The organism is Microcoleus anatoxicus (assembly GCF_042465725.1).
GTDB lineage: Bacteria > Cyanobacteriota > Cyanobacteriia > Cyanobacteriales > Microcoleaceae > Microcoleus > Microcoleus anatoxicus.
Window position 1 is genome coordinate 4,525,582 of record NZ_CP120853.1, and the last position, 20,522, is coordinate 4,546,103.

General features: G+C 44.7%; 10 protein-coding genes. 7 read left to right on the plus strand and 3 right to left on the minus strand.

The window, feature by feature from the left end; all coding sequences use genetic code 11:
• Positions 1 to 57: 57 nt before the first annotated feature.
• Both P2A85_RS19775 and gltB read right to left on the minus strand, forming a co-directional pair.
• On the minus strand, positions 58 to 330 hold the full coding sequence (locus P2A85_RS19775; protein WP_377474952.1) for a hypothetical protein: 273 nt from the start codon (positions 328 to 330) through the stop codon (positions 58 to 60).
• 95 nt (positions 331 to 425) lie between these two features.
• Positions 426 to 5,012, minus strand: coding sequence for a glutamate synthase large subunit (gene gltB / locus P2A85_RS19780; protein WP_377474954.1), 4,587 nt, complete (start codon positions 5,010 to 5,012; stop codon positions 426 to 428).
• Between the two features lie 197 nt (positions 5,013 to 5,209).
• Between gltB and P2A85_RS19785 the strand changes: the two genes are divergently transcribed.
• Together P2A85_RS19785 and P2A85_RS19790 are read left to right on the plus strand one after the other, a co-directional pair.
• Entirely contained in the window at positions 5,210 to 5,509 is a 300-nt protein-coding gene (locus P2A85_RS19785; RefSeq protein WP_377474956.1) for a DUF433 domain-containing protein, read from the plus strand.
• A 536-nt stretch (positions 5,510 to 6,045) separates the two neighbouring features.
• Positions 6,046 to 6,468 carry a phosphomannose isomerase type II C-terminal cupin domain gene (locus tag P2A85_RS19790; protein WP_377474958.1) on the plus strand — a complete coding sequence of 141 codons (423 nt, stop codon included), beginning with the start codon at positions 6,046 to 6,048 and terminating at the stop codon, positions 6,466 to 6,468.
• A gap of 102 nt (positions 6,469 to 6,570) precedes the next feature.
• On the opposite strand, the gene P2A85_RS19795 is transcribed toward P2A85_RS19790, so the two are convergent.
• Positions 6,571 to 6,840 (minus strand): hypothetical protein, encoded by a 270-nt coding sequence (locus tag P2A85_RS19795; protein WP_377474960.1) that lies wholly within the window; start codon positions 6,838 to 6,840, stop codon positions 6,571 to 6,573.
• A 5-nt stretch (positions 6,841 to 6,845) separates the two neighbouring features.
• On the opposite strand from P2A85_RS19795, the gene P2A85_RS19800 reads away from it, so the two are divergent.
• The 5 genes from P2A85_RS19800 to P2A85_RS19820 all read left to right on the plus strand — a co-directional run bounded on the left by P2A85_RS19800 (position 6,846) and on the right by P2A85_RS19820 (position 20,512).
• Positions 6,846 to 7,169: an iron-sulfur cluster assembly accessory protein gene (locus tag P2A85_RS19800; protein ID WP_340518865.1), complete on the plus strand. Its 324-nt coding sequence runs from the start codon at positions 6,846 to 6,848 to the stop codon at positions 7,167 to 7,169.
• A 615-nt stretch (positions 7,170 to 7,784) separates the two neighbouring features.
• Complete coding sequence (locus P2A85_RS19805) at positions 7,785 to 14,246, plus strand: PAS domain S-box protein (protein WP_377474962.1); 6,462 nt, start codon at positions 7,785 to 7,787, stop codon at positions 14,244 to 14,246.
• 82 nt (positions 14,247 to 14,328) lie between these two features.
• The gene (locus tag P2A85_RS19810; protein ID WP_377474964.1) at positions 14,329 to 18,018 is read left to right on the plus strand and encodes a PAS domain S-box protein; all 3,690 of its coding nucleotides are present in this window, start codon (positions 14,329 to 14,331) and stop codon (positions 18,016 to 18,018) included.
• A 231-nt stretch (positions 18,019 to 18,249) separates the two neighbouring features.
• Complete coding sequence (locus P2A85_RS19815) at positions 18,250 to 19,347, plus strand: ATP-binding protein (protein WP_377474966.1); 1,098 nt, start codon at positions 18,250 to 18,252, stop codon at positions 19,345 to 19,347.
• A gap of 10 nt (positions 19,348 to 19,357) precedes the next feature.
• Complete coding sequence (locus P2A85_RS19820) at positions 19,358 to 20,512, plus strand: response regulator (RefSeq protein WP_377474968.1); 1,155 nt, start codon at positions 19,358 to 19,360, stop codon at positions 20,510 to 20,512.
• Positions 20,513 to 20,522: the final 10 nt, after the last annotated feature.

The window sequence follows — 20,522 nt, forward strand, 5'->3', positions numbered from 1 at the left end:
CTTGAACACCATAGTTCCATTGCTCGTGAAACGCCGGGACAGAAGCAATTAAATTGGTCAGAATTGCCGATCGAGATAGGGAACTTTCAGGGCATCATGAAAATTATCCCCTAGCTTCTCGATAGCCAAGCGTCCTCGATCTGATGGACTGCCCGATCGCTCCGGCCCCCAACCGATCGCAAACGCATCCGATAGAGTAACGCTGTAATGCCAATGCAAAACGCTATCATACCGTTGTACTAGGCGACCACATCGACTCGATCGCGGGTGCCAACGTTTAAAAATTTCTTCAATGAGCGCATCCTCGGTATTACTGATATTTTGTAACATTGGTAGTTTGTAATTAATAATTAGTAATCGATCGCTCGTGAGGAATAGGTAATTGATTGTTACTAACAGCCATTACCCATTCCTCATTTTAAACCCTAGCTACCCCCAATCCGGGCCACATCGCGAGCATTTTCTTCAAAAGCCGCCGTCAGCGCATCATCACCGCTTAAACCCGCAGCGATCGCCCTTTCAATGGCCTCCAACACCCGCTTATAATCCCGCGGCATCACCTTCACAAACACCGGCAACATCGCATCCCAATTTGCCAAAACCTTCGATGCGATCGCACTTCCAGTCAAATCAAAATGAGCCTGAATTAACTCCCGCAAATCTGCAATTTCCTCAGCATCCTCCAACTTTTCTAAACCCACCATCGACATATTGCAGCGAGTTGCAAAATCCCCCGCTTCATCCAAAATGTAAGCAACACCGCCACTCATTCCCGCAGCAAAATTGCGCCCGGTTTCACCCAAAACTACAACCTTGCCGCCAGTCATGTACTCGCAACCGTGATCGCCCACACCCTCGACTACTGTGTTAACGCCGGAATTCCGTACCCCAAAACGTTCGCCCGCCATCCCTCGGATGAAAACCTCGCCAGATGTCGCTCCGTAAAGCACTACGTTGCCGACGATCGCATTTTCCTCTGCGACGAAGGTGGAAGCTTGCGACGGGTACAGCACGATTTTGCCACCGCTGAGGCCTTTGCCCAAATAGTCGTTGGCTTCGCCTTCGAGCTCTAGGGTGACTCCTTTGGGTACGAATGCCCCAAAGCTTTGCCCAGCGCTGCCTTGGAAGTGCAGGTGCACGGTATCATCGGGTAAGCCTTCCCAGTGGCGTTTGGTGATTTCGTTGCCGAGAATTGTGCCCACAACCCGGTTGACGTTGGTGATTGGGAGAGTCGCTTTGACTGGTGTGCCGTTTTCGATCGCACCTTTGCACAAATCCAACAACACCGTCATATCCATCGACTTCTCTAAACCATGATCCTGCGCCATCTGACAATAGCGCCCGACATCCGCCCCAACTTCCGGCTGGTAAAGGATGTTCGAGAAATCCAAACCCTTAGCCTTCCAGTGCTCTACCGCTTGTTGCGCTTCCAAAACATCGGTGCGCCCTACCATTTCATTCAAGGTGCGGAAGCCCAACTGCGCCATGATTTCACGGACTTCTTGCGCGACGAAAGTCATAAAGTTTACCGTGTGTTGCGGATCGCCCGTAAAGTTTTTCCGCAACAGGGGATCTTGTGTCGCAACGCCCACGGGGCAAGTGTTTTGATGGCAAACGCGCATCATAATGCAGCCCAAAGTCACCAGTGGCGCCGTCGCAAAACCGAATTCCTCCGCACCAAGCAATGCAGCAATTGCTACATCGCGACCAGTTTTTAGTTGTCCGTCGGTTTCAACAGCAATGCGCGATCGCAAATTATTCAAAACCAGGGTTTGGTGAGTTTCCGCCAATCCCAACTCCCAAGGTAAACCGGCGTGTTTGATCGATGTTTGCGGTGACGCGCCGGTACCGCCGTCGTAGCCGGAGATTAACACCACATCGGCGTGGGCTTTCGCAACCCCAGCCGCGATCGTCCCAACTCCAACTTCCGACACCAGTTTGACGCTAATCCGCGCTTCCCGGTTGGAATTTTTCAAGTCGTGAATCAATTCAGCCAAATCTTCGATCGAATAAATGTCGTGGTGAGGAGGAGGCGAAATCAAACCAACACCGGGTGTCGAGTGCCGTACCTTGGCAATCCACGGGTATACTTTTTTACCGGGTAACTGTCCGCCTTCTCCGGGTTTTGCCCCTTGCGCCATCTTGATTTGGACTTCCCGCGCCTGAGACAAATACAAGCTGGTGACACCAAAACGCCCGGAAGCAACTTGTTTGATCGCACTGTTTTTTGAGTCACCGCGATCGTTTGTCCAAGTATAGCGATCGGGATCTTCGCCGCCTTCACCAGTGTTCGATTTACCACCAATGCGGTTCATCGCTACGGCTAAAGATTCGTGGGCTTCCTTAGAAATCGAACCGTAACTCATCGCCCCAGTTTTGAAGCGTTTGAGAATAGATTCGATCGGCTCAACTTCCTCAATTGGAATCGATTCCCGCTGCTTGAATTGCAACAAACCGCGTAGGGTAAAATGCTGTTGGTTTTGTTCGTTAACCAGGGCGGAATACTTTTGGAAAAGCGGATAACTTCCTTCGCGTACTGCTTGTTGCAGGGCGTGAATAGTTTGCGGGCTGAACAGGTGGGCTTCTCCTTCCTTGCGCCATTGATATTCGCCGCCGACATCGAGGGTGTGTCCGCTGGATGGGCGATCGGGGAATGCGTGGGTATGGCGTAAAATGGCTTCTTGGGCGATGACTTCGAGGTCTACTCCTTCAATCCGCGATGCTGTCCAGGTGAAGTATTTATTGACTACGGATTTGTTTAAGCCGATCGCCTCAAATATCTGTGCACCACGGTAACTTTGAATTGTGGAAATCCCAATTTTTGAAGCAACTTTGGTCACGCCTTTGGTTGCGGCTTTCACGTAGTTTTTGCTAGCTGTTTTGGTATCAACATTTACCAGCAAACCTTGGCGGATCGAATCGGCGATCGTCTCGAAGGCCAAATACGGATTGATCGCACCGCAACCGTAGCCGATTAAAGTCGCAAAGTGATGAACTTCCCTCGGTTCCCCGGATTCGAGCACCAGTCCCGCCCGCGTCCGCGTACCTTGGCGGATCAGGTGGTGGTGCAGGCCTGCAACTGCTAGCAGCGCCGGAATTGGAGCGTTTTCGGCATTGATTCCCCGATCGCTCAAAATCAGGATATTCACCCCAGAGGCGATCGCGCTGTCTGCTGCTGCAAAAACATCTTCTAACGCCTGTTCCAAACCTTTCACCCCTGTTTTGGGGTCGAACAAAATCGGTATCGTAATCGACTTGAAATTACCCTGATTTACGTGTTTGAGTTTCGCCAATTCTTCATTGCTGAGAATTGGTGTTTTCAACTCAATTAAATGACAGCTTTCTGGTTCCGGTTTGAGCAAATTGCGTTCTGAACCAATTGTCGTTTCAGCAGAAGTGACAATCTCTTCTCTGATAGAATCGATCGGCGGATTCGTAACTTGAGCAAACAGTTGCTGGAAGTATTCATAAAGCAACTTTTGCCTGTTCGATAAAACAGCTAACGGCGTATCCGCGCCCATCGCGCCGACAGCTTCCACCCCATCGCGTGCCATCGGCGCTAACAACAACCGCAGTTCTTCAAAGGTGTAGCCAAAGGCCATTTGTTGCTGCAATAAATCCACTGGGTTGGATTCTGCAACTTCCGTAGCATCTGGTAGTTTGGCAATCTCGACCATGTGCTGGTCAATCCACTCGCGGTACGGGTGTTCCGAAGCAATTTGATGTTTGATTTCTTCGTCAGAAATGATGCGACCTTCTGCTGTATTTACCAGGAACATCCGGCCTGGTTGTAGGCGGCCTTTTGATGCAATTCGTTCTGGGGCGATCGGCAAAACTCCAGCTTCCGATGCCATGATTACTATGTCATCTTTGGTGACGCAATAACGGGAAGGACGTAAACCGTTGCGATCGAGCACAGCCCCGATCGAAGTACCATCCGTAAAGGCGATGGAAGCCGGCCCATCCCAAGGTTCCATCAAGCAGGAATGGTATTCGTAGAAAGCCTTTTTCTCGTCACTCATCGACTCGTGGGCTGTCCAAGGTTCGGGAATCATCATCATCACCGCGTGCGGTAAAGAACGCCCAGCCAAAGTCAGCAATTCCAAAGCATTATCAAAGATAGTCGAGTCGCTACCTTCGATGTTGATTAAATTGGGGATTTTCTTTAAATCATCGCCGAACAGTTCCGACTCGAACATCGATTGCCGCGCGTTCATCCAGTTGATGTTGCCGCGCATGGTGTTAATTTCGCCGTTGTGGGCGATGTAGCGGTAAGGGTGCGATCGCTCCCAACTCGGAAAAGTATTCGTGCTGAAGCGCGAGTGAACCAGGGCTAGAGCGCTTTCCATGTCGGGGTCGTGCAGTTCGGGATAGTAATCGCCGACTTGCACCGGCATTAACATACCCTTGTAGACGATCGTCCGGCAGGAAAGTGTGGAATTATACCAGTAGGGGTCTACGTTAGTCCTGCGAATCGCATTGTGAGCCCGTTTGCGGATGACGTAGAGTTTCCGCTCGAAAGCCGCCTCGTCCATACCTGCGGGGCGGCTGACGAACACTTGCTGCATGAAGGGTTCGCTGGCTTTGGCGGTATCGCCCAGGGATGAGTTATCTGTGGGGACATCGCGCCAACCGAGCACGGGACATCCTTCTGCGGCGGCGATTTCGGCAAAGATGCGTTTGCCGTTTTCCCGTTCCGTCTGGTTTCGCGATGAGTAAATTGCACCAACTCCGTACTCGCCAGCTTCGGGAAGTTCGATGTTTTGGGCTGCTGCTGCTTTCTTGAGGAACTTGTGGGGTACTTGCATCAAAATCCCCGCGCCGTCTCCGGTGTTGGGCTCGCAGCCGCAAGCCCCCCGATGGTCGAGATTCAGCAGGATTGTCAGTGCCTGTTCGACTATTTCGTGAGATTTGTTACCCTTGACGTGTACAATAAATCCGACTCCGCAAGCATCGTGCTCGAACTGCGGATCGTACAGGCCTTGCTTTTCTGGCAGTCCTTTGTTGTTCATTTTGATGTGTCTCTCAAAGTGGTGAAAAGATGTTGATCTAGAGTAGAGCGTGGGATGTCGATCGATCTAGTATCATTTATTATATGTGGATCTACTGCATTGGGTAGATGCACGAAAAAATCAAAGCTTGTGCGATCGAGCGTGAAAAATAGTTACAACGGATGAGTTAACTATGGAACCCGAAGGTCTAAATATTTATGCTTAAAAAATCTTTAATTATTACTGTATCTCCTGAGATCATGGGTGGCACTCCAGTCTTTGCTTGTACTAGAGTTCCGGTACAAACACTTCTAGACTATCTAAAAGGAGGAGAATCAATTGATGATTTTTTAGATGGATTTCCAACTGTGACTAAAGAGCAAGTTATGGCATTGCTGGAAGAGGCAACGGAGGACACGGCAATGTCGTTTCCCTACCCAATTAATTGTAGGGACACGGCACTGCCCATTAGTGTCAACTTAAGCCTGAAAGCCCTGAGAAATCTGGTTTTTACCTGAGTCTAGATCCCCCTAAATCCCCACCCCCCCCTAGCCCCCCCACCCCCCCCTGCCCCCCCCAAGGGGGGATGGGGGAAGGGGGACTTTGATCGGACTCCTGTCCCCCCCTTGGGAAGGGGGGTTAGGGGGGATCTGGCCTTAATCGTCAAACAGTAGTCTCTGAAGGGGTTTGACGTTAAGTTGACACCTATGGGCACTGCCGTGTCCTCCTGGTGCCTGTGGGTAATATTAATTCCGATGCAACTACGATGTGCGGTTCACCTATAAGAGTCCCATTAAATAAAGAATCAGCCGCCGTAGATGAAGATTTGATGTAGATTTGGTCGATCGCACCCATGACAGGTGACAACTACTATGGTGATTTTGCTATGGTTGTTAAGGCTGGTCGATCGGGCAAAGCAGACTTCGCAGTAAAAATGTACCGTTCGCTAATCCATCGGCGCAGGTAAGCTTAAATTTTAACCACAAATTAGCTAACCTCAAAAACCAACTTTGTCTACTAAAGCTTCAACAAGCAATCCTGAAGGAGTAAAAACATGGTTCAGACTCAAGAAATTTCTCAAATATCTACTCTAGAAGCACCTATAGCAATCAACGGAATTACCGCCACAGAAATGCGCCCTTGGGGTTCTTTTACAACTCTTGAAGAAGGGCCTGGATATAAAATTAAACGCATAGAAGTTAACCCCGGACATCGCCTCAGCCTCCAAATGCACCACCATCGCAGCGAACACTGGATCGTGGTTTCTGGTACTGCTAAAGTTACTTGTGGCGAAAATGAACAAGTTCTATTTACTAATCAGTCTACCTACGTTCCTCAGTGCATCAATCACCGTCTGGAAAATCCCGGTGTGATTCCCCTGATTTTAATTGAAGTGCAGAATGGCGAATATCTAGGAGAAGATGATATTGTACGTTTTCAAGATGATTATGCCCGGACTGAATCTAAGGCTAAATAACCTATAAACTGGTAATTGGGGATAGGGCATAGGGCATAGGGCATAGGGCATAGAGTATTCGCACCAACAAGTAAGCAATAAACAATTAGTAATAAGCCACAACTAATAACTAATTCCCAATTCCCAATTCCCAATTCCCCATTCCCAATTCCCAATTCCCCATTCCCAATTCCCCATTCCCAATTCCCCATTCCCCATTCCCCATTCCCAATTCCCAATTCCCCATTCCCCATTCCCAATTCCCAATTCCCCATTCCCAATTCCCCATTCCCAATTCCCCATTCCCCATTCCCAATTCCCAATTCCCCATTCCCAATTCCCAATTCCCAATTCCCAATTCCCAATTCCCAATTCCCCATTCCCAATTCCCAAAATTAATGATTCATCTTAGCAAAACCGCAGCTCAGGAAGTAATGCGCCTCAAATCTAAGCATCCAAACCCCAATGCTTTATTTCGTCTAGGCGTGGAATCTAGCGGTTGTTCCGGTTTATCTTATACTATGGCTTTTGAGGATGCGATCGACTCAGAAGCCAATGTTTGCCAGTCGGAGGGGATTGAAATTGCGATCGACCCCCAGCATTTAAAATATCTCAACGAGCTCACCTTGGACTATTCAGAGGATTTGATGGGCGGAGGTTTCCGATTTCACAATCCTAATGCGACTAAAAGTTGTAGCTGCGGCAATTCGTTTTCTGCATAGAGATAAATACTCAACCTCTAGGCTTCGTCAGTTATAGCCTTTCGAGCTCTCATCGGAGGTACGAGCGAGAATAGGTAATAGGTAATACCAGTTTTTTATGAAGCTGCATAGAATCTGATCCCCCCTAGCCCCCCTTAATAAGGGGGGGACAAGATTCCGCTCAAAGTCCCCCTTCCCCCCTTGGGGGGGGCTAGGGGGGGTGGGGATGCGAGGGGGATCGAAATATATGCAACTTCACATTAAATTGGTATAATTGGTAATTGGTAATTGGTAACTTGTACTGCCCTTCGACTACGCTCAGGAACCGCATAGTAGAAGGGCAGCACAAGTGCCCCATACTTCGACTACGCGAGCGCACAAGTGCCCCATTACCCATTACCCATTACCAATTACCTATTAAGCAAACAGTTCAAATAAGCAGATCTAGACTACCAAGTTGAACTATCAAGTGAGATGATTATCGTCCTTGGCCAGTCAGCTTTCTAGTAAATATACTGATGAAATAATTGAGATTGTAAAGTATAAATATAAAATAGCGATCGCTCTGAAAATATCATGGTAAAACCGCTTTTCCCGAAAGTTATTTTTGGAGACTTACTAATAATATGATCCGTCATGCAGCTTAAAGACTTGCCAACTCTAGAGCGAGCTATCGATCGTCACCCCATAACTGTAGCACCTCAAACATCACTCCTCGATGTTCTACGCTTGATGGGGCAAGTAGATGGCGAGGATAGTTTCTGGTTCCCACAAGCAACGGTTATTGAGAGTGGCGATGAACTAGAAAGTAACCAGAGGATGTCACTTTTACACAATGGTTGCGTTTTGGTAGTGGAGGAGTCCTCCAATCATCGCACAACATCTCTGGCAGGAATTTTTACTGCCAGAGATGCTATGTGTCTGGCGGCATCGGGTATAACTTGCTTAAGCCGGCTCAAAATCGCTGATGTGATGAGACAGCCTCAAGTGGTTTTCAAGCTGTCGGAAGCTCAAGATATTTTTACGCCATTATTGATATTTCGCCAACATCAAATTTCCTATCTGCCGATTGTAGACGATCGCGATCGACTCTTGGGGATAGTTACTCCCGAAAGTATCTTGGAAACTCTGCAAAGCGCTAATCTCCTCAAATTAGGCACTGTCGCAGAAGTTATGAAAACTCAAATCCTGAGCGTACCCAGACATACATCGGTACTCAAAATTGCTCAGTTGATGGTACAAAATCTCGCCAGTTGGGCGCTAATTACCGACAATCTGAGAGAGGGAGTAGAGTACGAAGTAGCAGAAATTTCCCGCATCATTCCCGCAGGTATCGTCACAGAACATAAGATTTTACAAGCACAAGCTCTCGGCATAGATTTAGCACAAACCCATGCTTCAGCTATTATGAGAAGGCTGGGAACTCACCTCAACCCAGAAGATTCCCTGTGGCGTGCTTGTCAGCAAATGCAGCAAGAGCAAATGCAGCCCCTATTAGTATCTCAGTTTCGGGAAAATGTCCATAATTCTCTGTTAGGAATCGTCGCCCAGGTAGACTTATTGGGTTTGTTGGAACCAGCCCAAATTTATAAAGGACTCAAACGCGCACAGCAATCTATTCGTCAACTACAAATCGAAAATACTGAATTGCTACGCAGTCGTAATGCAGAACTAGAAACCCAGGTAGAGCAGCGTACTGCTGAACTCCAAGCAGCACTGACAAAGGTTGAACAACAAGCAAAACAGGCTGCACTCATTAACCAAATTGTTCAGGTGATGCGAGATACGATGGTTGTGGATCAAATCTTGCAGACGACGGTAGATCAGTTGCATGAATCCCTGAATGTCAGTCGCTGCGTAATTTTGGAAGAAAACAGCCACCGAGAAACTTCCATTACCTACTGTAGTGAAGCTACCCCAGAAGCAGAACAATTACTGGGAATGCACTGTCCGATATTGAACCGCTACAAACAGCAATTAATTCACGGCCATCAAGTTCTATTTAGCAAAATTGACGACTCTTTAACCCCAGAGTTGCAAGCAGTTGCCCATCAGTTGAGTGTTCGTGCTATGTTGATTACACCGCTGGTATATCAACAACAGTTCCTGGGTGCGATTTGCCTGCACCAGTGCGATCGCGAACGGGAATGGACCGATTCCGAATTAGAATTTGTCAAGACGATTTCTACTCATTGTGCGATCGCCATTCATCAAGCCAAACTTTATCAACAACTACAAACTGAACTTGCCGAACGAGAGCGCGCCGAAGCAGCCCTGCAAACACAAAAAGAATTTCTGCGGAATGTCATCGACACCAGTCCCCACGCCATTTTTGTTAAAGATTGTAATGGAACATACGTTTTAGTCAATCAATCTCTTGCCGAACTCTTAGGGACAACAGTAGAAAATTTGACTGGCAAAAAAGATGCCGAATTTATTGATGACCCTGCACAAGTAGAGAGGTTTTTGGCTGATGTTCGAGAAATTACCAGCACCTTAGAGCCCAAATTTTTTTTAGAAGAAACCGTTACCACGCCTACGGGAGAAATTCGGTACTTTCAAATAGTCAAAAAACCTCTGTTATCTGCCGATGGTACCAGTTGTCAAATCCTTGGTGTCGCTACGGATATTACCGATCGCAAATTAGCCGAACAAGCCCTACGGGAGAGCGAACAACTCTTCCGCTTAATGGCAGATACAGCCCCAGTATTTATCTGGATGTCAGGTACTGATAGTGTGCGGAATTTTTTTAACCAAAGCTGGTTAGATTTTACAGGTAAAACTTTAGAAGAACAACTAGATAACGGTTGGACAGCCGCAGTCCATCCCGATGATTTGCACCAGTGTTTAGATATCTATCTATCCTCTTTTAACACCAGTCAAAAATTCCTGATGGAATACCGTCTCAGGAATGCTGATGGAGAGTTTCGTTGGATTTTAGATAGAGGCGTGCCTCGGTTTACGCCCAGTGGCGATTTTGCAGGTTACATTGGCTCCTGTGTTGATATCACCGAGCGTAAAGTTGCTGAAGAGTCCCTGCAACAAGCCAAAGAGCAATTACAAGCGGTATTGGATGCCGTACCTGGATTTATTTCTTGGATTGATGCTGATGGGAAATACCTTGGTGTCAACCGACATCTGGCTGACAGCTTTAACTTGATTCCCAAGGATTTTATTGGCAAAGAACTCGGTTTTATGCAAAATAGCCCCCTGTTTGCAGAATTTATGATTCAGTTTATTGCGAGTTCTGATGTGGAGGCTTCCCAAGTTATTGAATCACAAATTAATGGTAGATCGCGACATTACTTACTCGCGGCTCACAAATATCAACAAGAAACGGCAGTGGTGTGCGTCGGGATTGATATTACAGAACGCAAACAAGCAGAAGAATCCCTACGGGAGAGCCAGATCAAATTGAGTGCTATCTTCAATAATACATTTCAATTTACTGGCTTGTTGCAATTAGATGGTACTCTGGTGGAACCAAACCAGACGGTACTAGATTTCGGTGGCTTGCAGTTAGCTGATGTGGTTGGGCTTCCCTTGTGGGAAACTCGCTGGTGGACAATTTCCACCGCGACTCAAGAACGTTTAAAAAGTGCGATCGCCTACGCTGCATCTGGTAACTTTATCCGTTATGAAGCTGATGTTTTGGGTGTTGGTAATACCATAGCCACTGTTGACTTCTCCATCAAGCCAATGAAAGACGAGGCGGGAGAAGTGGTAATGCTGATTGCTGAAGGTCGCGATATTACTGAATTAAAGCAGGCGCAGAACGATCGCGATCGCTTTTTCAATAATTCGATGGATCTAATGGCGATCGCCGAATTCAACGGTTGTTTTAAGCTAGTCAACCCAGCTTGCACAGAAATCCTTGGTTATACCAAAAACGAATTAGAAGGTCAAAACTTTATTGAATTTATTCATCCAGATGACTTACAAACAGTCCACCATGTATGGGAAAAAGAAAAAAATACTGGTCATGCAGTGCGGGATTTGGAAATTCGCTATCGTTGTTTCAATGGTACTTACAAATGGCTCTGTTGGAATAGCATTCCTTTCCCAGAAGAAGGTATCAGCTATGGCTTTGCTCGCGATATTACTGCTCGCAAAGCTGCTGAAAAAGCCTGGGAACTACTCAATGAAGAGCTGGAAAACAAAGTCGAGGAACGTACAGCTCAGTTAAGGATAGCCAACCAGCAATTACACCAAGAAATTAGGGATCGCCAGCAATTTGAGGCAGCCTTGAGAGCCAGTCAAGAGCAACTGCAAGCCATTCTTGATAACTCCCCAGCCGTGATTTATTTATTAGACATTCAAAACAGATATATCTTGGTTAATCACAAATTTGAAAATTTGTTTGGAGTTACCACAGAACAACTGATTGGTCAAAGCATTTACACTCAATTCCCAGAAAAAATAGCCGATTATTTTGCTTCCAAAAATCGCTTAGTAGTTGAAAGCGGACAACCCATAAAAAGCGAAGAAACTATACCTTTGAAGGATGGAATCCACACTTATATTACCATCAAATTTCCGCTCAAAGATGCCCAGGGAGTTACCTATGCCGTTTGCGGTATTTCTACAGATATTACCGATCGCCAAATTGCCGAAGAAACCCTGCGACGACAATTAGCTGCTGTAGAAGCCGCAACAGATGGGATTGCAATTCTGAATGCCCAAGGCCAATACATCTACTTGAACGCTTCCCACAACCAAATATTTGGATACGACAGCAGCAGTAGCCTGCTAGGTAAAACTTGGCGCGAACTCTACTCTCAAGAAGAAATTGAACGATTCGATCGTGAAATATTTCCCCTATTTTCGCAAACAGGAAAATGGCAAGGAGAAGCAACTGCTAACAAACGGGATGGTACAAAAATTGCCCAGGAAATTTCTCTGACATTAATTGAAGAAGGAGGAATTATTTGTGTTTGTCGCGATATTAGCCAACGCAAAGTTGCTGAAGAAACCTCAAGAATTAGAGACCGGGCGATTACTGCTAGTAGCAATGGTATTATTATCTCCGATGCGAGGCTCCCTGATAATCCATTAATCTACGTAAACCCCGCTTTTGAGCGCATAACTGGTTATTCTGCGGCCGAAGCGATCGGACGCAACTGCCGTTTTCTGCAAGGAACAGAAACCAACCAACCGGGGTTAGATCAACTCAGTACCGCTATCAAAGAAAATAAAAATTGTGTAGTTATTTTACGGAATTATCGCAAAGATGGTACTATGTTCTGGAATGAGTTAAGCATTTCTCCCATTTACGATGCCCAGCAAAATCTTACTCATTACATAGGTATTCAAACAGATATCACCGATCGCAAACTTGCCGAAAAAGCACTTTGGGCTACACAAGACAGATTAAAATATTTACTTTCCTGTAGTCCAGCGGTCATTTACAGTACCAAATATGTGGGAGATTACTGCCCTACCTTTATTAGCGAAAATATCACCTCACTTGTGGGCTATGAAGCGTGGCAATTCCTAGCAGATTCTAGTTTCTGGAACCGTCAAATTCACCCAGAAGATGCCTCCCGCGTCATGGCAAATCTACAATCACTAATTGAGCAAGGTTCAAACATTCAGGAATACCGCTTTCTCCACCAAGATGGTACTTACCGCTGGCTATACAATCAAACCAAGCTAGTACGAGATGGGGAGGGTAATCCACGGGAAATAGTTGGTTATTTGGCAGATATTAGCGATCGCAAACAAGCAGAGTCAGAGCGATCGCGCTTGGTAGCAATTCTAGAAGCCAGCACCGACTTTGTAGGTATGTCCGATATTAAAGGCAACATACTCTGGAACAACAACCAGATGAAACAACTCATGGGAATTCCCACAAATCAGGAACTCTTGCAGTCTGATATTCCCCAATATCACCCCCAATGGGCACTGGAAATTATCCAAAATCAAGGCCTCCCCTCTGCCACCCACAACGGAGTTTGGGTTGGTGAAACAGCTTTATTAAGAAAGGATGGGACGGAAATGCCCGTTTCCCAAATGATCATCGCCCACAAGTCACCCACCGGAATAGTAGAGTTTTATTCCACTTTGATGCGCGATATCACAGCCCTCAAGCAAGCTGAAACAGCCTTGCAACAAGCTAAAGATCAATTGCAAGCTGTATTAGATGCCGTACCTGGATCGGTTTCTTGGATTGGTTCCGATCTACGATACCTTGGGGTTAACCAACACCTTGCTGGCACTTTTAACCTATCCCCAGAGGCTTTTGTTGGTCAAGATATTGGCTTTCTGAAAAATAGTGCTAACTTTGCTGAATTAATGGGTAAATTTATGATTTCACCAGGGACTGCCACAAGTCAAATTATTGATTTAAAAATTCACGATTCTACCAAAAATTACTTGGTAGTCGCCCAGAAATATCAGCAAGGATCAGCGGCGGTTTCCGTGGGAATTGATATTACCGATCGCAAACAGGCAGAAAGCAAACTCCTAGCATCACTCAAAGATAAAGAAGTCTTGCTTAAAGAAATTCATCATCGAGTCAAAAACAACTTGCAGATAATTTCTAGTCTCCTGAAATTGCAATCGGGATATATCAAAGACCGAGAAGCATTAACTATGTTTATTGACAGCTACAACCGGGTCCGATCGATGGCACTGATTCACGAAAAGCTCTATCAATCTCAAAGTTTGGCAAAGATTGATGCTGCGGAGTACATCCGCAATTTAACCGCTAATTTATTCCAGTCTTATGCAGTAACCGATACCAAAATTCAATTGCACGTAGAAATCGATCGAATAGAATTAGATATTGATACGGCTATTCCTTGTGGTCTCATCGTCAATGAACTTGTATCTAATTGTTTAAAATATGCTTTTCTGGGTAAAACAAATGGCTATATTCACATTAAATTTGTCTATCATCACTCCCCTGAATTCCTCCTAATGGTGAGGGACGATGGAGTAGGATTACCACCGGATTTTGACATTGAACAAAACGAATCTTTGGGTCTACAACTGGTTTATAATTTGTCTGAACAACTGGGGGGGAAATTAGAAATATCTACTGAATGTGGGACTTGTTTTCAGATTACTTTCGATTTGCCCAAGGCCCGAAATTGAAAAAATCTAAATTTTAAATAATCACCTTTTAAATTAAATGTAATCGTCAATATCGTTCTCAAAAATAGCTGAACCTAATCCTATGATCTATCGTGCCAATCAAAAAAATCCCAGTTTAGATTCGTCGCTGTGGCAAAAAAAATTAATCAAACTATTTGCTAGGATTCACCAAACAACTCAGCGGGTATTTACTGTGCGATCGCTACCCATGATAGTGGCGGTGAGTATTTGTGCGATTACTGTCGTTCTGTCGCACACTCTACTGACAAACGATCGCCACTCTATTGAAAAAGCAATTAACTTAGAAGTAACCAATACCAAAATCCTGATCGCCCACGAGGTACAAGAGCAAATATCCGGGCTAGTTAACATGGCTAAGCAGTGGGAAAAATCAGGAAAGCCATCCAAAGAAATATGGGAAGCTCAAGCAGCCTTTTATCTGGAGAGCTGCAAAAGTTGCCAAGCCATACAATGGGTAGACCCCTCCTTCAATGTATCCTGGAGTCTACCAGTTGTAGGCGATCGAACCGAGCAAAACTTCAACTTGGAACTCAAGCAGCAGATAGCACAAGCAATTGCCACTAAAGAACGGAAAGTAATAGTCAGCCATAGCATTAATCTCAAGCAGGGGGGCAAGGGATTTTTGGTATACGTTCCGATTGTCAGGGAAGACAAATTTGCAGGTTTTATTGTTGGTGTTTTTAGATTTAAGGAATTATTTAATATTTTATTTAACTCATTAAAATTAAGTTCGGAAGTTACTTACGCGCTGTCAATTTATGATAGAAGTGAAACAATTTATAGCTCTATATCCGATCGAAATTTAGCAGCGAATAGCTGGTCAAAAACAAACAGGATACAACTGTATAACATAGCATGGCAAATCCAGGTTTTTCCGCTTCAAAACTCCCTAATTCAAAAACAATCTCCTCTTCCAATAGTCATATTATTTGGCGGATTTTTGATGGCTGGGCTGGTAGCATGGACAGTCTATCTAACTCAACTTTCGCGACGGCGGGCACAGACATTTGAGAGGGTGAATCAGAGACTAGGAAAAGAAATTTCTCAGCGTCAGCGGGTAGAAGAAAGACTAAAAGAAACCACTCGCTTGCAGCGGGCAATTTTGGACAGCGCCAACTACACAATCATTTCTACAGATGTCAACGGCACTATTCTTACTTTCAATCCAACTGCCGAACGATTGTTGCGATATAATGCTTCTGAAGTAATTGGAAAAACCACCCCTCTGCTCTTCCACAACTTTAAGGAAATATCCAAGCACGCTGAAGATTTGTCCCAAGAATTGGGAGTGATGATTGAGCCTGGCTTTGAAGTTTTTGTCACGCGCTCGCTCCTGGGAAAAATTGAGGAAAGTGAATGGACTTACATCACCAAAAATATTACAGATACACCCCAAATTAGCATACCCTCAGATATTACTAATTTCTTAGAAAATGACAACCGTTCCTATTTTCCTGTGCTGCTGTCCGTGACAGCTTTGCGCGACTTAGAAGCTAATATTACCGGATTTTTGTTTATCGGCAGTGACATTACTCAGAGAAAGCAAGCCGAGGCATCCTTGCAGCGCCAACGCGAGTTGTTAGAAGTCACCCTTGCTAGTATCGGTGATGCTGTGATTGCTACTGACAAACTAGCTAATATTACCTTCATCAATCCTTGGGCAGAAGTGCTGACGGGATGGTCGGCACAGGAAGCTTTAGGACGACAAATTGACCAAGTATTTTGCATGATTGACGAGCGATCGCGACAAGAAGTCCAAAGTCCTGTCCAACAGGTACTGCAAACAAAAGTAGCCTTTGAATTAAGCGATCGCACTCTTTTGCGACCCCGATCTGGTCAAGAAATACCGATCGACCAAAACTGCACCCCCATTTTCCGCAATACCGGCTCACTTTACGGAGCAGTATTAGTATTTCGCAATACCACCGTCCGACGACAAGCAGAAAATGCCCTGCGAGAAGCAGAAGCCAAATATCGCAACATCTTTGAAAACGCTGTGGAAGGCATTTTTCAAACCACCTTCGACGGTCAATTCATCAATGTTAATCCAGCCCTAATCGCCATCTATGGCTATGAATCAGCAGCCGATATTATCCAAAATATTACTAATATTAAAACACAAGTTTATGTCGATCCAAACCGTCGAGATGAATTTGCTAGCTTGATGCAGCAGCACGATGCTTTGTTCCGGTTTGAGTCGCAAATTTATCGTCAAGACGGCACGAAAATCTGGATTTCGGAAAATGCTCGCATCGTCCGCGACTCCGAGGGTCAACCGCTTTATTATGAAGGCAGTGTGGAAGATATCAGCCAGCGCAAACAAGTCGAAGCAGCATTACTAGAAAGTCAAGAACGCTGGCAGTTAGCAGTGCGCGGCAACAATGACGGTATTTGGGATTGGAATGTCAAAACCAATCAAACCTTTTTCTCGCCTCGTTGGAAACAAATGATAGGTTATGAAGACCACGAAATTGCCAATCATTTTAGCGAATGGGAAAAACGAATACATCCAGAGGATGTTCCCCGCACTATGCAAACAGTTAAAGAGCATTTTACTCAGCAAACACCCTTTTATATCGTAGAACACCGCATTCTCTGCAAAGATGGTACATACAAATGGATTTTGGCCAGAGGTCAGGCGATTTGGGATGAAGCAGGAAACCCCGTGCGGATGACCGGTTCCCATACAGATATCACTCTCGCCAAGCAAGCTGAGTCAGCCCTCAAAGAAAGTGAAGAATGGTTCCGCAATTTAGTCGAAACTAGCAGCGATTGGGTTTGGGAAGTAGATGCCAACGACTTCTATACTTATGCCAGTCCCAAAGTACGCGAACTCTTAGGTTATGAACCTGAAGAACTGCTAGGCAAAACTCCCTTTGACTTGATGCCACCCGAAGAATTAGCACGGGTTGCTAACTTTTTTTATGCCATTGCAGCAGCGCAAGAACCCTTTAATTGTGTGGAAAATACCAATATTCACAAAGACGGTCATTTAGTTGTACTCGAAAGCAGTGGTGTTCCCATCTTCAATGCCGATGGCACCTTTCGGGGTTATCGTGGCATGGATCGAGATATTACCGATCGCAAACGGTCAGATTTCCAACTCAGGGCCTCCCTGAAAGAGAAAGAAGTGCTCCTGAAAGAAATTCACCACCGAGTTAAAAACAACTTGCAAGTGATTTCCAGCCTGCTGAAACTCCAAGCCGGATATATCGACGATGAAAACGTGCAAAGCCTGTTTACAGAAAGTTACAATCGTGTCCGTTCCATGGCGCTGATTCACGAAAAACTCTATCAAACCTCTAATTTAGCAAAAATTGATGCTGCTGACTATATTCGCAACTTAGTAGATAATTTATTTCGTTCTTACAACATTTCTACACAAAAAATTGACTTGTGCTTAAAAGTTGATAAAATTTTGCTAGATGTCGATACGGCAGTTCCTTGTGGATTAATCATCAATGAAATAGTTTCTAATGCCCTCAAGTATGCTTTTAACAATCAAAAATGTGGAGAGATATCTATTCATTTTATCAAAAAAGACCGCGACTATCTATTGCTGTCCATCAAAGACAACGGTAAGGGACTGCCTCCCGATTTTAATTTAGAAGAATCGGAATCCCTAGGTTTGCAGTTAGTTGTTAATTTAACTGAACAATTAGAAGGAACCCTCAACTATGGGAGCAATGGCGGGACTTGTTTTAAAATTTTATTTAAACCGACAATCAGGGGTGATACCAAATCTTGGTGAAAAACTCCTATTTATTGAGAGGGGGAGAGGGGCAGAGGTAGAAATTAACTCGCCACCGAAAAGGGGGTAGCTTTCCCCGGATTTTAGCTAAGAACCATAAAGAAATCTAAAAAAATAAGGGTTGTATGTTAATGTCAAAAGTAATGAATTTGAGGTTAAAATAAAATTATATAACAAATAACTAAAATCATCTAAAAATCACTCAGCGGATAATCTCAGGATAAAAATACAATGGACCAAACGACGATTATGGTAGTCGAAGATGAAACTATTATTGGTATGGACATTAGAAACAGCTTAAAAAAGTTGGGTTATTCTGTACCACCAGTAATCGCTACTGGAGAAAAAGCCATCGAAAAAGCCGAACAGCTTCAGCCCAATCTAATTTTGATGGATATTATGTTAAAAGGCTCCATAGATGGAGTACAGGCTGCCGAACAAATTAGAAAAAGGTTCAATTTGCCGATCGTCTATTTAACAGCCAATACAGATCCGATTACTTTGGAGCGAGCCAAGGAGACACAGCCTTTTGGTTATATCATCAAGCCCTTTGAAGAAAAAGATTTACACACCACGATTGAGATTGCTCTGGCTAGGTGTAAAGCCGAAACAGAAATTCGTCGCTCTCTGGAAAAAGAAAAGGAACTCAATGAGCTAAAATCTCGTTTTATCACCATGACTTCCCACGAATTCCGCACTCCGCTGACGGCAATTCTCGGCTCGGCAGAGTTGTTAGAACATTACGGTAATAAATGGAGTCACGAAAAACAACTTAGCTATCTCCACCGCATTCAAAATAGCGTTCAGCACTTAGTTCACCTATTGGATGAGGTGCTATTAATCGGTCAAGCAGAAGCGGGAAAACTAGATTTTAATCCCTTACCATTAGATTTGAAAAATTTTTGCAGTAGCTTAGTGGAAGAGTTGGAACTGAGTGCTGGCAGCCAGTATACAATTTCCTTTCAAGCATTAGGTGAATCTACTCCTGCTTGTATGGATGAAAAACTACTGCGACACATCCTCAGCAATTTGCTCTCGAATGCTGTCAAGTATTCGCCCAATGGCGGTATTATAGAATTCGACCTCGCTTTTGAGGGTAAACAAGCAAGATTTGAGGTCAAAGATCGAGGAATTGGTATTCCCACAGAAGATTTGGAACAACTGTTCGATCTGTTTCATCGAGCTAAAAATGTGGGTAAAATATCTGGAACTGGCTTAGGACTAGCAATTGTGAAAAAAGCGGTAGATTTACACGGAGGCGATATCGCCGTCACAAGTGAAATAGGAGTAGGTACTTCATTTACAGTTCAAATTCCCTTAAATAAATAAATTTAAACCTATGACAAAAATTTTGGTGATAGAAGATGAAAACAATATTCGAGAAATCCTGATAGAAATACTAAATGCGGAGGATTTTGATACTACAGGGGCAGAAAATGGTCGCATTGGGGTAGAATTAGCACAACAAATTATACCCGATTTAATTATTTGCGATGTGATGATGCCAGAGCTAGACGGTTATGGTGTGATTGCTAAGTTGCGGAAAAATCCTGCAACTGAGACAATTCCTTTCATTTTCCTCACGGCAAAATCTAGCAAACATGATTTACGTCAAGGCATGGAATTGGGAGCAGATGATTATCTCACTAAACCATTTACCAGAGAAGAACTGTTAGCCACTATTTCTACTAGATTACAAAAAAAGATGGCTACAGAGCAACGATTGCAAGCAAAATTAAATCATTTGCGTAGCAGCATTAACCAGTCCCTTCCTCACGAACTCCGAACGCCTCTAAATGGAATTTTGGTTTCGGCTGATTTGATTTTGGATAAACGTAATTTGCTGGAACCCTCCGAAATTAGAGAGATGGTGGGCTACATCAAAACTTCTGGTCAACGCTTGTATAGACTGATTCAAAATTATCTGTTATATGCAGAAATGAATTTGGTAGCACTAGATCCAGACCGACTAAAATTGATGCGCAGCCACCAAACTTTCTCGGCTAAAACAGTGATTAATTATCAAGGGGTCGAACAATCAAAAAAAGTCGATCGCGAAAATGATTTGCATTTGGAAATAGAAGATGCCACCATTGTGATGTCAGAAAGTCATTTCGCAAAACTGGTGGAAGAATTGATCGATAATTCCCTAAAATTTTCTCCACCAGGGACTCCTATTGAGGCGATCGGCACTACTAGCGATGGGATGTTTACTTTGCGCATCACCGATCGCGGAAGGGGTATGACCCTGGCTCAGATTTCCTCCCTGGGAGCCTATACGCAATTTGAGCGCAAACTATACGAACAACAAGGCTGTGGATTAGGACTGGCGATCGCTAAATCTCTAGCAGAGCTGCATGGAGGAGGACTAACCATCACAAGTATACCTGGTGAAACCACAACAGTTAAAGTTGTCCTGCCGACAGTTCCCCGTATCCATCTAGAGGGAGAGTGGGAGAATGGAGAAATTAGTGAGCCACCAAAAAGGGAGTAGTTTTCCACGG

Excerpts from the sequence above, each read along its gene's own strand:
- P2A85_RS19785 (WP_377474956.1), top strand. The coding sequence starts at position 5,210 with ATGCTTAAAAAATCTTTAATTATTACTGTATCTCCTGAGATCATGGGT.
- P2A85_RS19775 (WP_377474952.1), bottom strand. The coding sequence starts at position 330 with ATGTTACAAAATATCAGTAATACCGAGGATGCGCTCATTGAAGAAATT.
- P2A85_RS19790 (WP_377474958.1), top strand. The coding sequence starts at position 6,046 with ATGGTTCAGACTCAAGAAATTTCTCAAATATCTACTCTAGAAGCACCT.
- P2A85_RS19815 (WP_377474966.1), top strand. The coding sequence starts at position 18,250 with ATGGACCAAACGACGATTATGGTAGTCGAAGATGAAACTATTATTGGT.
- P2A85_RS19800 (WP_340518865.1), top strand. The coding sequence starts at position 6,846 with ATGATTCATCTTAGCAAAACCGCAGCTCAGGAAGTAATGCGCCTCAAA.
- P2A85_RS19810 (WP_377474964.1), top strand. The coding sequence starts at position 14,329 with ATGATCTATCGTGCCAATCAAAAAAATCCCAGTTTAGATTCGTCGCTG.
- gltB (WP_377474954.1), bottom strand. The coding sequence starts at position 5,012 with ATGAACAACAAAGGACTGCCAGAAAAGCAAGGCCTGTACGATCCGCAG.
- P2A85_RS19820 (WP_377474968.1), top strand. The coding sequence starts at position 19,358 with ATGACAAAAATTTTGGTGATAGAAGATGAAAACAATATTCGAGAAATC.
- P2A85_RS19805 (WP_377474962.1), top strand. The coding sequence starts at position 7,785 with ATGCAGCTTAAAGACTTGCCAACTCTAGAGCGAGCTATCGATCGTCAC.